A 15130-nucleotide genomic window follows, 5' to 3' on the forward strand; every position below is an offset into this window, starting at 1 on the left:
TTTTATAAAAAAGTGATAAACTACCACTATGGATATTTTGTTTACGGATTTGGATAATACTTTGATTTATTCAAAGAAAATAGATATAGAAGATAAAATCTCAGTGGAAATTTATGATGGTGATGATAACAGCTTTATGTCAAGATATTCATATGAGCTTTTACACAGGCTAAATAAATCAATATTATTTGTACCTGTTACCACTAGGACCATTATACAATACAGCAGAATAGAGTTTGGTATATTGCCAAGATATTCTTTATGTGCAAACGGAGGAGTACTCTTAGAGAATGGTATTGTATCTGAAGATTGGTATAAAGAAAGTTTATCCATAGTAAAAGCTTCAAGAAATGAGAAACAAAAAGCATTTAATTTTTTGGAAAAGGATAAAAGAAGAAAGTTTGAATGTAGAGATATTTATGAACTTTTTATTTTTACAAAATGTGATAGTATGGAGTCAGTGGTGTATGATCTTAAAAGGCTTCTGAATACAGAGTTGGTAGATATTTTATACAATAAAGACAAGCTTTATATAATGCCAAAAGCTTTGAATAAGGCTAATATGATAAAACGCTTTTTAATAAAGTATGGATTTGGTAAAGATAATGATATCATATTTGCAGCAGGGGATACAAAGTTTGATATAAGTATGATAGAGTTGGCTGATATAGGCTTTGCACATAAGGACTTGAAAATAAATAATAAGAATATTTTTAATGATTATGAGGGGCTTTTTTCGGATTTTTATCTGGAAAAGATTATGAAATATATTAAGGAGTAAGAAATGCCGGGATTTACAACTCATTATATTTTGGGACTGAAGGCATATGGAGGCTTAGAAAGCTCAGGACTGAAATATATAATATCCAAATATAGATGGCTGTATCAACTGGGGCTACAGGGTCCTGATATGTTCTTTTATAATATACCCATATTAAGGCATAGAGATTACAGAAATGTAGGCTCTTATATGCATGAAAGTCATGTGAATGATTTCTTTGCAAATGCACTTTGTGAGATACAATCTATGGACTCAAAGCAAAAGCAGCAGCAGGCTATAAGCTATATTGCAGGTTTTTTATGTCACTATGTGGGAGATTATATTTGTCATCCATATATATATGCAAGGATTGGACATGAAAGAGGGAAAAACAGTGCTTATGTTTATGGACTTCATGCAGCATTGGAAAATGATATAGATACTTTGCTTTTAAAAAAATACAAGAAAAAGAAGACATCAGAGTTTAATCAGGCTGCAACTTTGGCACTCAATGGTTTTGAAATACAATTTGTCTCAGATTTTCTTTGTAGAATAATTAATAAGACATATTATCCTATTACATATAAAAATAATTTTAGGGTGACATCAGCTATGGTCCATAGATCAGTACTGGCAATGAGATTTGGAGTAAGGACTCTAGCAGATCCTACAGGCAGAAAAAAAGGCAGAATTAATGCAATAGAATCAATATTTTTAAAGGCTCCAATAGTATCACAAAAGATATTGTCAGATGAAATGCCTGATATAAATAAAGTATTCAATCTAAAACATGAACTTTGGATAAATCCATGGAATAATAGTATATATTCTAAAGAAAGTTTTACAGAGTTGTTTGAAAAATGTATATCCAGATGTGAGGAGATATTTAAGATTTTAAATACAGAGATAATGCCGGACAGACTGGAAGAAACAGACTTCCACAGATTATTGGGAAATATAGGTAACTTTTCATATCATTCAGGGCTTGATGTGGGATCTGATTGAATTAAATAATATATTAAAGGAAGAAGGGTGAATATGAGTATTTATCCAATGAATGTAACCAAATCTATTGGTGCAAGCGATTTGGAAAATTTAAACCAAAAAAAAGGTGTTGTACTAACTGCCGAAAACGTGGATATTTTGAATACATCTTATTATAAGAAGAAAATACCACAAAATCAGGGAACTCAGAACAGTACAAATCCACAAGCCGGTAATCAGGTTGTAGGAGGAACTCAAAATGTTGTTTCAACAAGACATATCAAATTGCCTGATTTTGCAAAGAAAGTTTCAAAAGGACAAAAGGTTCCAATAAGCTTTAGTTCTAAGGACATAAGAGTAAACTTTGGCTGGAATGTGAAGAATTCATCTTGTGATGTGGATGTCTCGGCGTTCTTACTTTCAAACAGTGGAAAAGTTGTAGGAGATGACTATTTTGTATTCTATGGTCAAGAGAGCAGTCCGGAAAATAGTGTTCGCTTTAGAAATGTAGAGCAGGCAAATGTATTGGAGGTATTTGATATAGACACAAGTCTTCTTAATCCTGCTGTTCAAAAGATAGTTTTTGTAATGTCTATCAATGAAGCATTGGAGAATGCACTAAACTTTAGTATGCTGATGGACGCCTATATTCAGATAGTAGACCCTTTGACAAATATTGAAGTTGCATCTTTTTTGGTGGAAGAATACTATAATAATATAAACTCCATGATGATGGGTGAAGTGTATTTGCATAACGGATCTTGGAAGTTTAATGCAATAGGAAATGGAGTAAATAAGGACTTGGCGGGACTGTGTGAGTTTTATGGAGTACAGGTCATATAAAGGAGGAGAATATGCTTACATTTGAAGTTATAAACGAATTAACACTTAAGGTTACCTGTGAGGGAAGAGATACTTTGATTACTAAAGCAGGTGCCTTTATAGCCGGAGAAAATCCCGGAGGAAAGAATTATTCATTTGAAAAAATGCTGCTTGGACCTGGAGGTAGCATAGGTCAAGCACTCTTAGGACAGTTTGTGAGAAGAATTGCGGGCGAGAATATACCTCTTATGAAGGTAAATATGAATGGAAATTCTACTACGTATTATGCACATTACGGACAGCATGTAGTAGTATATAAGCTTGCTGTTGGTGAAACAGTTTCTGTAGAGTCTGAAAATATATTGGCATTTACAAATGATTGTGATTACTCAGTAAGATTCTTAGGAGTAGGTGTACTCTCACAAAAGGGACTTGCAACTACTACATTGGTAGGTAGAGGGAATAATGCCTATGTGGCATTACTTTCTGACGGAAATCCTTTGGTAATCTCAAATGTAAAGTCAAGAGATACACTTTCAGTAGATCCGGATGCGGTAATATGTTGGTTTAGCCAAAGTGGTATGGGAGATCCACAGATAAGAGCGGATATATCTTGGAAAACTTTCATAGGTCAGGCCTCAGGTGAGTCCTATGCCTTTGAGTGGTCAGGAAATTCTCCTGTAACAGTATTGGTTCAGCCAAGTGAACGAGGCGGTGGTGTCAGAGTCGGTATTGATTAATAGATTTAAAGCAGTCGGAATATCCCGACTGCTTTTTGCAAATTAGTATAGCTTATTACTGGAGTTTCATCACTTCTTTAAAAAAGTCCTTTGCATATCTGTACATTTTTAGAGAGTATTCACCAAACTCTTCACCTACATTCGCTTTGTACACTGTCCAAAGTGCCCATAGATAACCGCTGAGTGCCATGTAAGCATAAAGTTTTTTACATTCATCAATAGAGGGATCTCTTTGCAAATAACTCTTTAAAAGTTTATCAGCCTGTGATTTATCATAGTAGGAGTATATAGCACACATTGCAATATCTATGATGGGCTCTGCCATACCGGCATACTCCCAATCAATGAGTTTGATCTTATTATCAGAAGTGATAATAAAGTTGTCAGCCACACTGTCTATATGACAGAGACAGGTTTTAGACTTTATTTCATTCAGCAAATCCAAGAGAAGTACCATATTCTTGTGTACAATATTAACATCATGAAATGAAATACCACCGGTATCTTCACATAGTTTGGTATAATAATCTATTCTTTCAGCTATATTAAATTCATGATCAACACAAATATGTTTTTCATGTAAAGTTCTTAAAAGTTCCATACATCTTGCCATCTCTATGGAATCATTTGGATTGGCGTTTCTGGAACCATCATAGAACTTTGAAATCTTATATCCACTTTCTTTATCAAAGTAAATTATCTTCTCAGTAATATTTAAATCTTTAATTGCCATATAGCAATCATACTCATGTTTTCTGTCAATTAGTACATCAGTACCCTTACCGGGGATTCTACATATATAACTCTTATTATCTATTTCAAATAGAAAGGATTTATTTGTCATACCGGATTTTAAAGTGCGAAGACCATTTATATGATTTTCTGAGACATTAAAGACTTTTGCAATAAGCTCAAGTGCAACATTGCCACTTTTTTCCTTATATTTATCATCAAAGGCTCTAAGCTCCTCAAGATTTTCAAACTCATAGACCTGATTTGCAGGTTGAGGATTGATATGCATAGCAGGAAGGAGTGAGTTCTTTTCCTTTAATTCACGCATAAGTACATTTTCCCAATACCAGTCATCACTTCCCGGAGTATGAAAAGCTTTTTCAAGTATTGGCATAAAGACAGAGGAAAAATCCTTGCTGAAATAAACAGGTCCATACATTACATATGTATCATTTCCACCTATATTTATCTCAGTGATTTCTCTTTTTTTATTAAAATCAAGTACCCACTCGCTTGTACTTCCTTCCATATATACTGAAGAGTACCAAGAAAATGGTTCATAGCGGTGGTACATGTTTTCGCGCATCCAATTATCTGAAGAAAGTATGTAGACATTGGTATTATTGATGTATTGATATGCGTAATGTAAAGAGGATATATTATTCTTTGATGAGTAATCAGGATTATATACAAGCTTAACATCATATTTATCTATAAGATACTCAAAATGCTCTTTTAGATATCCTACTACTATAACAATATCAAAAACGCCTACTTCGTGAAGCTGCTCAATTTGTCGTTCAATCATTCTAACACCAAATACTTCCAATAGGCCTTTTGGTGTTTCAAAAGTAAGCGGAACGAATCTGGAACCAAATCCGGCTGCCATGATAACAGCTCTCTCCACCTTAAATTTAGAAAGGTAGTCAAGACCTTTACTTGTTATGTTCAGTCCATGTTCATTTTTATTTAAGTAGTTTAATGCTATTGCTTCCCTTATAAGACTGTTAACACTGCCAAGAGATAGGGAAAGCTTTTCAGCTAAATCCCTTTGAGTGATCGTATTACATTCAAATATTTCTCTTAGTAAATATGCGTATTTGTTCATAACTGCTCCTTATATAAGCTTATATATTCTGTTTTGCAAAATGCCATAAGTTCAAAAAGTATAAAAAAATATATATATTGAACATATTAACACAGCAAAGGGGATAAGTACACATATATATAGAAGAAAAGTAGTAATTGTAATATTTTTGTAAGAAATCAGAAAAGGAAAATATATTGTAAGTAAGGGAATAAAGTTATATACTACGATTGTCTTGATACAGTGGGACTGAAAAGTACCGTATCAGACGCATTAGATTTTTAAAAGGATTTCAAGAAGGAGATGCATTCATTATGAGAAAGCAAACAAAGATTGCTGCATTAATTTCAGCAGCAGCTGTTCTTTCAGTTGGTGGAGCTATGACAGCATTTGCTGCTACAGGCTGGCAACAGGAGAATGGTACATGGGTATATTATAACAGAAACGAAGAGAAAGTAACAGAGTCATGGCAGAAGTCAGGTGACTACTGGTTCTATCTTGATGACAACGGCGAGATGGCTACAGATTCTATCATCGACGACAACGACAATACATACTATGTTGATATCAACGGTGTTATGGTTACAAATCGTTGGGTTGCTGTTGACAATGAGAACGCTGGTGACGAGAACGAGCCAAATCAGTGGTGGTACTACTTCGGAGCTAATGGTAAGGCTTATAAGAGAAGCGATTCAGCTGTAAGCGATGTTTCTTTAAAGACTATCAATGGTAAGAAGTACACATTCAATACTGATGGTAAGATGCAGTATGGTTGGGTAAAAGACGGCGAGACACAGCATGATGAAAATGCTTGGCAGGATGCTGATTACTACTTCGGCGATGAGAACGATGGTTCTATGGCTGAGGGATGGAGAGAGATCGCTATCACAGATGATCAGGCTGCAGACCTTCAACCTGGTGACAACTACTGGGAGGTAGATCAGACAAGATGGTTCTACTTCAAGGCTTCAGGAAAGAAGGAGAAGAATCAGACAGGTAAGACAATCAACGGTAGAAAGTATGGCTTTGATGAGTATGGCCGTATGAACGCTGGTTGGTTCACAGGTGCTACATTATCTAATACAGTAGCTACATACAGCAACACAACTGGAACATACAGTGATGGACAGGGTAACCCAGATTACTCAGGCTCATTTATGTATTTCTCAACACCAGAAGATGGTGCTAGATCTACAAAGGGATGGTTCAAGGTAACTCCAGGATACTACTTAAATAAGAGCAAGTACGAGGATGGAGCTGATGCTTGGTACTATTCAGATGGTAGTGGTAAGATTGTAGCTAACCAGATCAAGACTATCAATGGTAAGAAGTATGCATTCGACAACTATGGTAGAATGATCAGCGGTTTCGTTGTACTTCAGATGGAAGCTAACACTGTTGGTGCAGGATACAGCACAAAGAATATCGTTCAGAAGGTTGATAGTGATAGTGCATATGACACATCAGACAACTATGTTAAGTTTGTAAAGGCTAATGATGGTATGTTCTCAACAGGTGAGCTTAAGTCATACTTCTTCGGTGGAAGCGATGACGGTTCTATGAAGACTGGAAAGCAGTCTGTAGAGATGGACGGCGAGAAGCTTACATTCGAGTTTGAGAAGAACGGTTCTGCTAAGGGTGCAGGCGTTAACGGTATGAGCGATCACAGATTCTATGTTGGTGGTAAGCTTACTACAGCTGACAGTGACAGCAAGATTGAGGTTGTTATACTTGACGGCGACAACAAGTTGATTGCTAAGTCATCTGTTGAGGATGCTCTTAGAATTTATGGTAACGGTGGTACAGCACACTACAAGTCAAATGGTGACTTGGATTACACAGAGTGGAAGTTCACAAATCTTCCAACTCGTGCTAAGGCTTACATCGTTAACACAACCGGTGCTATGGTTAAGAGCGGAACAAAGAAGGACGGAGATGATTACAAGGTTAAGACATCTAACTACACAGTAGATTGGGTACGTCTTGAGGAATAATCTCAAATATTAATTAATAAGATTTTATAGGCTTGAGGTGGAGCGAAGCGAGGCCTCATGGCATCTGATAAATCTAATGCGAGGGGGATGCCTTCCTAAGGGAGGTGTCTCTCTTTTTGTTTATAAAAATTGTACTAAATAAAAAACAGGAATAATTCTTATTATTAGTACTTGACTTTTTTTTTATTTTGGTACATAATAAAGGCACATTGAGGTTGTGTAAAATTAAATCTAATGATTTTATAGTTAGCTCGAGCACAACCGAATATTGGAGGACATATGTTAAAAGATTTTAAAGAATTTGCGTTTAAAGGTAATGTTTTGGACATGGCTATAGGTGTTATCATAGGTGCTGCCTTTGGTAAGATTGTCACATCTTTGGTAAGTGATTTGATTATGCCTATTATATCAATACTTACAGGTGGTTTGAACTTCACAGATTTGAAGTATATTATAACTCCTGAAAGTGAAGGTGTAGCTGAGAATGCTATTGCTTATGGAGCTTTTATCCAAAATGTGGTTGATTTCCTCATTATTGCATTCTGTATCTTTATGTTTGTTAGACTTATAGAGAAGTTTAAAAAGAAAGAGGAAGCTAAAGTGGAGGAAGCACCTGCAAAGGCTGATGATATTGTTCTTCTAGAGGAAATTAGAGATTTATTAAAGGCGAAGAAATAAGGAGGAAATATGAGTTTTTATCGTTGTACACACTGTGGTAAGATTGTTTCAGTAGTAGTTGATGGTGGTGGTACACTTGTTTGTTGTGGAGAGCCTATGCAGCTCTTAAAGGCTAACACAACAGATGCAGCTCAGGAGAAGCATGTACCGGTAGTAACTGTTGAGGGTAACAAGGTTGTAGTAAATGTAGGTAGCGTAGATCATCCTATGACACCTGAGCATCTTATCAACTTTGTAATGGTTGAGACAAATCTTGGAAAGCAGTATAAGGGACTTACAGCTGAGGATAAGCCACATGCTGAGTTTGTTTTACAGGATGGTGAGAAGTTGATTGCAGCTTATGAGTATTGCAATTTACATGGTTTATGGAAAGCAGAGGTATAATTTATGAAGTATGTATGTGATGTTTGCGGATGGGAGTATGATGAGGTAGCAGGTGATCCTGATAATGGAATAGCTCCTGGAACAAAGTGGGAAGATCTTCCGGATGACTTTGTTTGTCCACTTTGCGGAGTAGGCAAAGATGAGTTTTCTAAGGAAGGCTAATATATAAAGATAAAAAGAGAGCCCTAGTGGCTCTTTTTTAATGAAAAGATTTATGAGTATGGGCGTTAATGGCAGTTTTAATTCTCTTTTTGTTACAGTTCAGGTAGCCCCTTTAGAGCTTTTGTTTTACAATCCTAATCGCAACTCTTTCTTAAAACTTCGCAGGATTTTACGCAGTCTGCAAAAACTCGTTTGTTCGCTTGGGGAGCAGCGAACTGCACTCAAACAAGTCCCAGGCTGCTTAATCTGAGTCTCGTTTTCACGAAAGAGTTAAACGCTACAAGGATTGTAAAATTAAAAGTCTCAAGATATATGGTACCTGAACTGTAACCTCTTTTTATTAATATTACTGTATCAGTTTTGTTGTTGCTTTGTTTAAACAAATCTTATATGCTATACTATATTGAAGTTATTCTTTGCAGATGGTAATACTATGGATGATAAAAAAAGAGATTATAGCGATATTATAGATATGGAGTCACCAAGCATGAAAGTACCGCTTTCCGGAAGTGAGAGAGCCTCACAATATTTAGCTTTTGAGGCGGTGCTGAGTGGAAGGAAGCTTCTTGATATGGGGGAAGAGATCTGGCTAAAGAGTTATGCCCCTGAGGACTATAGACGGGAAATATATAAAAAAAGAAGGAAGAAAAATACTGTAAACAGGTAGAAAAATGATTTGCGATTATTGTATAAACTATATATATGATGAGGATGTGGAAGGCTATATATGTGATGTGGATATGGATGAGGATGATTATGTAAGAATGAGAAGCTCTGATTATTCTATCTGCCCATATTATAGGAGTAATGATGACTATTTGATAGTAAGGAAGCAAATGTAATGGAAATTGGTATAGAGAAACTATCAGAGCTGCAAAATAAGATAATAATTGATATAAGACCTGAGCATGAATTTAAAAGAGGATATATTCCTGAATCTATAAATATAGCAGAGGAAGATATACAAAAAAGAATAAAAGAGTTTGATAATAATGATAATATTTGTTTGGTATGCGCTACAGGAAATAAGACGGAATACTTAGTTGAAGAGCTTGAAAGTCTGGGATTTGAGAATGTTTATAATCTGGTTGGTGGTTATGAAGCCTATATGAAACTTAAGCTAAATGAGTTCTTAAAAGAGGAAAGTAAGAAGGAAGAAATAAATAGAAAAAGCAAAGATATTGAAAGAAGTATTATAAAGAAATTTAGAAAGAGTATATGGCGAAAGTTTACAGCGGCTATAAATGAATATGAGCTTATAAAGGATGGAGATAAGATAGCTGTGTGTATATCAGGCGGAAAAGATTCTATGCTGATGGCTAAACTTTTTCAGGAGTTGTTAAAGCATGGCAAGAAAAATTTTGAACTGGTATTTTTGGTAATGAATCCCGGATATGACGATATAAATTATCAAACAATAGTAGACAATGCTAAGATATTGGATGTACCAATAGTGGTGTTTGAATCATCTATATATGATATAGTGGCAGACGATGAGAAGTCACCTTGTTACCTCTGTGCCAGAATGAGAAGAGGACATTTATATGCCAAGGCAAAGGAACTTGGCTGTAATAAGATTGCTCTAGGTCATCATTTTGATGATGTTATAGAAACGATAGTGATGGGTATGTTATATGGTGCTCAGATACAGACTATGATGCCGAAGCTGCACTCTACAAATTTTGAAGGTATGGAACTTATCAGGCCTCTTTATCTTATAAGGGAAGATGATATAATACATTGGGCAAAGTATAATGAACTTAATTTTATAAGATGTGCATGCAGATTGACAGATAATTGTTCAATATCAGAGACTGGAGATAAGGGCTCTATGAGAGCCGAAGTGAAGAAACTTATAAGGGAGTTGGCTGCCAAGAATCCATATATAGAAAAGAATATTTTTAGAAGTGTGGAAAATGTCAGTCTGGATACGGTAATAGCCTACAAGAAAAATGGTATAAAGCACTCTTTCTTGGAGAGCTATGATTGAGAGGTTACTTTGTATGAGTGAAGAAACTTTGAGAATTATGATAGCTACAGATCTCCACTACCTTTCAAAGAAAATAAATGATGGTGGAGAAGCCTTTGCAAATACTATAGCAAAGGGTGACGGTAAGGTAATGATGTATATCGAAGAAATAATAGAGGCATTCTGTGATGAGGTAAGAAAAAGAAGGCCTGATGTACTTATTCTACTTGGAGATTTAAGCTTTAACGGAGAGAAGATAAGCCATATAGAGCTGTCAAAAAAGCTTGAGAAAATTGTAGAAACAGGTATATCGGTATATCTGATACCCGGTAATCATGATATAAATTATGAAAGATGCTTTGGATTTTGTGACAATGAAATATATAAGGTTGATAGTGTGAATGCTGAGGAATTTAGGGAGATATATGCCGCCTGCGGATATAAACAGATGGATTACTTCGATAAATATTCAGGTAGTTATGCCTCTAAGCTTACAGATGATTTATATTTGCTTATGCTTGATACCAATTCCTACTTTTCAAATTATCTTTGTGAGGAAAGTTTTGATTGGCTTGAAAGGGTACTTGAAGAGATATCAAAAAAGGGTGCGAACATACTTGCAGTAAGCCATCAAAATCTCTTGGAACAAAATTTTATGTTTACTGAAGGCTTTATGATAAAGAATGCTGAAAGAATAGAAGAAATATATGGGAAGTATAATGTTAAGCTTAATTTGAGTGGACATATGCATATACAGCATATTGAAAAAAATATTGTTTCAGAAATAGTTACATCATCACTGGCAGTTTCACCGAATCATTTTGCTAATATTATTTATGATGGTAATTCATTTGAATATTGGACTGAATGTCTTAATGTAGATACTGTAGAAGATTTTGTTTCCATAAGTAAACAGGAATTTGAAGGTGTGGGAAGTAGACAGCTTACAAAGTTATTTAATACTCATACATTTGAAAATGAGGATGAAGCTGATAAGAACAAGATGGGTAGAGCTTTTATAAAAATGAATGAGAGCTATTTTGCCGGAGAGATTTTTGATGCAGAGGGATTTGAAGAAGGCATAAGGCTTTGGGAAGAGCAGCCGGAGTGCTTCACTTCTCTTTATATAAAGAGTATACTTGACTCCGTGTTTAAGGAACAAAATAAATTTAAAATAGAATTATAAGAAAGGAAAAATATGGAAAGATTTGTAGATAGATTTTTACACTATGTAAAGAAAAATACCAGATCAGATGAGAGTAGGGCGGGAGTTGTTATTCCGACTACAGATTCACAGATGGAGTTTTTAAAGGAGCTTGCTGTGGAGCTTGAGACAATAGGACTTGTGGATGTGAAGATAAACACAAAGAATGCATTTCTTACAGCTACATTGCCGGCAAATACAGATAATGCCCCTGTGATAGGTTTTATTGCACATGTGGATACAGCTGCTTTTAATGCTGAGAATATTTCTCCACAGATACATGAAAACTATGATGGAAGAGATATAGCATTGGGAAATAGTGGATTTGTATTGTCACCAAAGGAATTTCCAAATTTGAAAAACTATGTGGGTCAAACAATTATAACCACTGACGGTACTACACTTTTGGGTGCAGATGACAAGGCCGGAGTATGTGAGATAGTCTCAGCTATGGAGTATTTGATAGAAAATCCACAGATAAAACATGGTAAGCTTAGAGTAGCTTTTGGTTGTGATGAGGAAGTTGGTGTGGGATCTGATCATTTTGATGTAGAGGACTTTGGCTGTGATTTTGCATATACTATGGATGGTAGTTCTGTAGGTGAGCTTCAGTTTGAATGTTTCAATGCTGCTGAGGCAAAAATAGAAATTTTGGGTAAAAGTGTTCATCCTGGAGATGCAAAGAATAAGATGATAAATGCACTTACCATATCCAGAGATATTCAAATGGCAATGCCTCTTGTATGCGTGCCGGAAAATACAGAGGGCAGAGAGGGCTTTATTCATTTGATAGAAGCACATGGTAATGTAGAAAATGCAAGCTTGATTTATATTATAAGAGATCACAATCGAGAGCTTTTTGAGAATAAAAAGTATATTGTTAAGAAGATATGTGAGGAAATAAACTCAAGATATGATATAGATAGGGTAAAGCTTTCTATTCATGATGAGTATAGAAACATGGCTGATATTATAAAGAATGATCCAAGAAGTGTGGATATTGCAACTAAGGCCATGGAAAATCTTGGTATAGAGGTGAATAAGGCTCCTATAAGAGGTGGAACTGATGGTTCTAAAATATCATTTATGGGATTGCCTACTCCAAATATTTTTGCGGGCGGTGAAAACTTCCATGGTAGGTTTGAATTTGTAAGCGTTCAGTCTATACAAAAAGCAATAGATGTTATTGTAGAGATAGCTAAGATAGCAGTTGAGGGGTAAATAAAAAATATAGGCTTTTAATTTTATGATCTTTTATTTAGGATCGTAAAATAAAGCCTATATTTATTAAATTACAAAATCATTTCCGGGATCTTCAACTATTAAATCTGCAATAGAAACACTGTCGAAATATTCATTTATAATTTTCGAAAGTCTACTCCACATATCAATAGTACGATACTCACTTGTACGATACATGCTTTCAGTATCTTCATCATCAACCATGATATTCTCTTCTGCGATTCTAAGCACTTCTCCTACAGTGATATCATTTGGTCTTTTGGTAAGTTTGTATCCACCACCTTTACCACGTAAACCTACAAGTAGTTTATGTCTTACAAGAAGTTTTATAATACTTTCCAGGTATTTTTCAGAGATATCCTGTCTTTTGGCAATGTCACGAAGTGGTATGAAATCATCAGACTGGTTCTCTGTCAAATCAATCATAACAAGAAGTGAATAACGCCCTTTTGTTGAAATTTTCATATAATCACCATCCTTAATTTATAATCCTATTATACAAGTAGGTAATAGGTAAATCAAGAGAATAATACGACATATATGAAAATAATGCTTTGTTCAAAATATAAATTAACCTATATAGAGGTCCTTATATTCTTCTCTATTGTTCCCAAACCATTTTAAAGCATAGGAACAGGTTGCCCTTATTTTTTTGTTATTTGATTTTGCATAGCTTACAGCTTCAAGCATAAGTTTGGATGCAATTCCTTGACCACGCAAACAGTCATCTACAAAGGTGTGATCTATGAGAATCGTATGTTCGTCCGGTTTTTGGAAAGTAACCTCAGCGATCATCTTACCATTGTCATCATTCATATAAATTCTATCATCAGCTATATTAAACATATTACCTCCAATTCTTTATTTAAATAAAGATTAACATTTAGAGAATAAAAGTCAAGTGATATTTAAAATTATAAATTGCCTATATCATTACTAGGTGGTTTGATAGCTAATTTGAATTATATTGACAGTCATTTATGTTTATGCTACTATAACGTAGATGCTGCTGTGGCACAGGTGGTAGCGCACCTCATTGGTAGTGAGGAGGTCACGGGTCCGAGTCCCGTCAGCAGCTGTAAAAAGTCTTGTTTTGCAAGACTTTTTTTGTATTAAAAAATATCAAGTTCAGCAATGCCACTCCCAACATTATTGTAGAATTTATTTATTATATAATAGTTTATACATAGCCATATAATCCCCTTACACTGACTTCTCCACTGATAATTCTTTTTATCTTACCATCTGTATTCACAAGTAAAGCACCGCTTTCATCAATACCCAGTGCTGTAGCAGTATATTTATTTTTGGGATCAAGTATCTTCACTTCCTTGCCAATATTGGCTAAATGCTTTTCATACTTTTCCTTCAGATCAGTCATATCCTCAGTTTTTAGAAAAATATTAAAATTATTATAGAAATGATATACAGTGCTTGCGATTAATCTTGCCCTATCCATTAATATACCTGTTTCAAGAAAAAGAGATGATGCTGTTTCCTTTATATTATCAGGAAAATCCTTATTATTTACATTGATTCCAACTCCGGAAATAATATATTTGATACCATCCATATCAGAACTCATTTCTGTAAGTATGCCGGAGATCTTCTTTGAATTAAAGACTATATCATTTGGCCATTTGATTAGAGGTTCGATAGAATATATTTCTTCTATCGCCTCGCATAGAGAAACAGCCATTACAAGAGTAATAATAGATGCTTTTTCTATAGCAATATCAGGTTTAATACATAAACTCATGAAAATACTGCTTCCACTTGGAGAATCCCAGCTTCTTCCAAGTCTACCTTTACCAAGAGTTTGCATATCTGAAACCACTAAAAAATCAGCATTTAGCGAGTCAGAAACTTTTTTGGCATAATTGTTGGTAGAGTCAACTTCATTTAAATAAATGATTTTTGGAGGATTCGAATAGTTATAAGCATTTATGCATTGTTCGATTTCTACACGACTTAGTGTCTCATTTTTGTTTAAGAGCAAGTAGCCCTTATTATTGACGGATTCTATATTGTATCCATCTTTTTTTAGTGTAGAAACAGCTTTCCATATTGCTGTTCTTGATACACCAAGATATTTTGAGATATTCTGTCCTGATACATGGCTTTTATTTGAAAGCAGAATTTTTAAAACTTCATTTTTTAACATATTGCTCCTATAGTATTTCGCAGAAAATACAGATATTTAATAAATGTATCAAGTGGGATTCGAACCCACAATCTTCAGAGTCGGAGTCTGATGCGTTATCCAATACGCTATTGATACCAATAAATATTACAAAATTATATCATTTTTTATAATAAATTGATAGGTGCTTTTTAGTATAATATTTGATAAAATAATAAAGTGGTTAGGA

At 34.8% G+C, this 15130-nt stretch carries 17 protein-coding genes and 2 tRNA genes; 14 read left to right on the top strand and 5 right to left on the bottom strand.

Annotation, left to right across the window (positions count from 1 at the left end):
* Positions 1-28 precede the first annotated feature (28 nt).
* The 4 genes from D4A81_RS00495 to D4A81_RS00510 are packed head-to-tail and all read left to right on the top strand — an operon-like array spanning position 29 to position 3306.
* Positions 29-781: an HAD family hydrolase gene (locus tag D4A81_RS00495; protein ID WP_111524406.1), complete on the top strand. Its 753-nt coding sequence runs from the start codon at positions 29-31 to the stop codon at positions 779-781.
* Positions 782-784: 3 nt separating this feature from the next.
* On the top strand, positions 785-1765 hold the full coding sequence (locus tag D4A81_RS00500) for a zinc dependent phospholipase C family protein (RefSeq protein WP_111524407.1): 981 nt from the start codon (positions 785-787) through the stop codon (positions 1763-1765).
* Between the two features lie 33 nt (positions 1766-1798).
* The gene (locus D4A81_RS00505) at positions 1799-2587 is read left to right on the top strand and encodes a TerD family protein (protein WP_111524408.1); all 789 of its coding nucleotides are present in this window, start codon (positions 1799-1801) and stop codon (positions 2585-2587) included.
* Between the two features lie 11 nt (positions 2588-2598).
* Positions 2599-3306, top strand: coding sequence for an AIM24 family protein (locus D4A81_RS00510; protein WP_111524409.1), 708 nt, complete (start codon positions 2599-2601; stop codon positions 3304-3306).
* A gap of 55 nt (positions 3307-3361) precedes the next feature.
* Here D4A81_RS00510 and D4A81_RS00515 read toward each other — a convergent pair whose 3' ends face one another.
* Positions 3362-5146, bottom strand: a complete 1785-nt coding sequence (locus tag D4A81_RS00515) for an NTP transferase domain-containing protein (protein ID WP_111524410.1) — start codon at positions 5144-5146, stop codon at positions 3362-3364.
* Positions 5147-5439: 293 nt separating this feature from the next.
* Between D4A81_RS00515 and D4A81_RS00520 the strand changes: the two genes are divergently transcribed.
* The 9 genes from D4A81_RS00520 to pepT all read left to right on the top strand — a co-directional run bounded on the left by D4A81_RS00520 (position 5440) and on the right by pepT (position 12737).
* The gene (locus tag D4A81_RS00520) at positions 5440-7119 is read left to right on the top strand and encodes a cell wall-binding protein (RefSeq protein ID WP_111524411.1); all 1680 of its coding nucleotides are present in this window, start codon (positions 5440-5442) and stop codon (positions 7117-7119) included.
* A 279-nt stretch (positions 7120-7398) separates the two neighbouring features.
* A complete protein-coding gene (mscL, locus tag D4A81_RS00525; RefSeq protein WP_111524412.1) occupies positions 7399-7797 on the top strand; it encodes a large-conductance mechanosensitive channel protein MscL in 399 nt (132 codons plus the stop codon).
* A gap of 9 nt (positions 7798-7806) precedes the next feature.
* Complete coding sequence (locus D4A81_RS00530; protein WP_111524413.1) at positions 7807-8181, top strand: desulfoferrodoxin family protein; 375 nt, start codon at positions 7807-7809, stop codon at positions 8179-8181.
* Between the two features lie 3 nt (positions 8182-8184).
* Positions 8185-8343, top strand: coding sequence for a rubredoxin (locus D4A81_RS00535; RefSeq protein WP_111524414.1), 159 nt, complete (start codon positions 8185-8187; stop codon positions 8341-8343).
* 433 nt (positions 8344-8776) lie between these two features.
* Positions 8777-9010 (top strand): hypothetical protein, encoded by a 234-nt coding sequence (locus tag D4A81_RS00540; protein WP_111524415.1) that lies wholly within the window; start codon positions 8777-8779, stop codon positions 9008-9010.
* Positions 9011-9014: 4 nt separating this feature from the next.
* On the top strand, positions 9015-9185 hold the full coding sequence (locus D4A81_RS13070; RefSeq protein ID WP_162902536.1) for a DUF6472 family protein: 171 nt from the start codon (positions 9015-9017) through the stop codon (positions 9183-9185).
* Positions 9185-10333, top strand: a complete 1149-nt coding sequence (locus tag D4A81_RS00545) for a rhodanese-like domain-containing protein (RefSeq protein ID WP_111524416.1) — start codon at positions 9185-9187, stop codon at positions 10331-10333. The genes D4A81_RS13070 and D4A81_RS00545 overlap by 1 nt, the downstream gene beginning before the upstream one ends.
* Entirely contained in the window at positions 10326-11498 is a 1173-nt protein-coding gene (locus D4A81_RS00550) for a metallophosphoesterase family protein (RefSeq protein WP_242977613.1), read from the top strand. The genes D4A81_RS00545 and D4A81_RS00550 overlap by 8 nt, the downstream gene beginning before the upstream one ends.
* Before the next feature lie 12 nt (positions 11499-11510).
* A complete protein-coding gene (gene pepT / locus D4A81_RS00555) occupies positions 11511-12737 on the top strand; it encodes a peptidase T (protein WP_111524417.1) in 1227 nt (408 codons plus the stop codon).
* A gap of 66 nt (positions 12738-12803) precedes the next feature.
* On the opposite strand, the gene D4A81_RS00560 is transcribed toward pepT, so the two are convergent.
* Positions 12804-13223 (bottom strand): RrF2 family transcriptional regulator, encoded by a 420-nt coding sequence (locus D4A81_RS00560; protein WP_111524418.1) that lies wholly within the window; start codon positions 13221-13223, stop codon positions 12804-12806.
* 105 nt (positions 13224-13328) lie between these two features.
* Entirely contained in the window at positions 13329-13604 is a 276-nt protein-coding gene (locus D4A81_RS00565; RefSeq protein WP_111524419.1) for a GNAT family N-acetyltransferase, read from the bottom strand.
* A gap of 159 nt (positions 13605-13763) precedes the next feature.
* On the opposite strand from D4A81_RS00565, the gene D4A81_RS00570 reads away from it, so the two are divergent.
* Positions 13764-13836, top strand: a tRNA-Thr gene (locus tag D4A81_RS00570).
* Between the two features lie 102 nt (positions 13837-13938).
* Here the strand turns inward: D4A81_RS00570 and D4A81_RS00575 are convergent.
* Together D4A81_RS00575 and D4A81_RS00580 are read right to left on the bottom strand one after the other, a co-directional pair.
* Positions 13939-14922 (bottom strand): biotin--[acetyl-CoA-carboxylase] ligase, encoded by a 984-nt coding sequence (locus tag D4A81_RS00575; RefSeq protein WP_111524420.1) that lies wholly within the window; start codon positions 14920-14922, stop codon positions 13939-13941.
* Positions 14923-14966: 44 nt separating this feature from the next.
* Positions 14967-15039 (bottom strand) — tRNA-Arg (locus tag D4A81_RS00580).
* Between the last annotated feature and the right edge of the window lie 91 nt (positions 15040-15130).

Source organism: Lachnoanaerobaculum umeaense (assembly GCF_003589745.1).
Classification (GTDB): Bacteria; Bacillota; Clostridia; order Lachnospirales; family Lachnospiraceae; genus Lachnoanaerobaculum; species Lachnoanaerobaculum umeaense.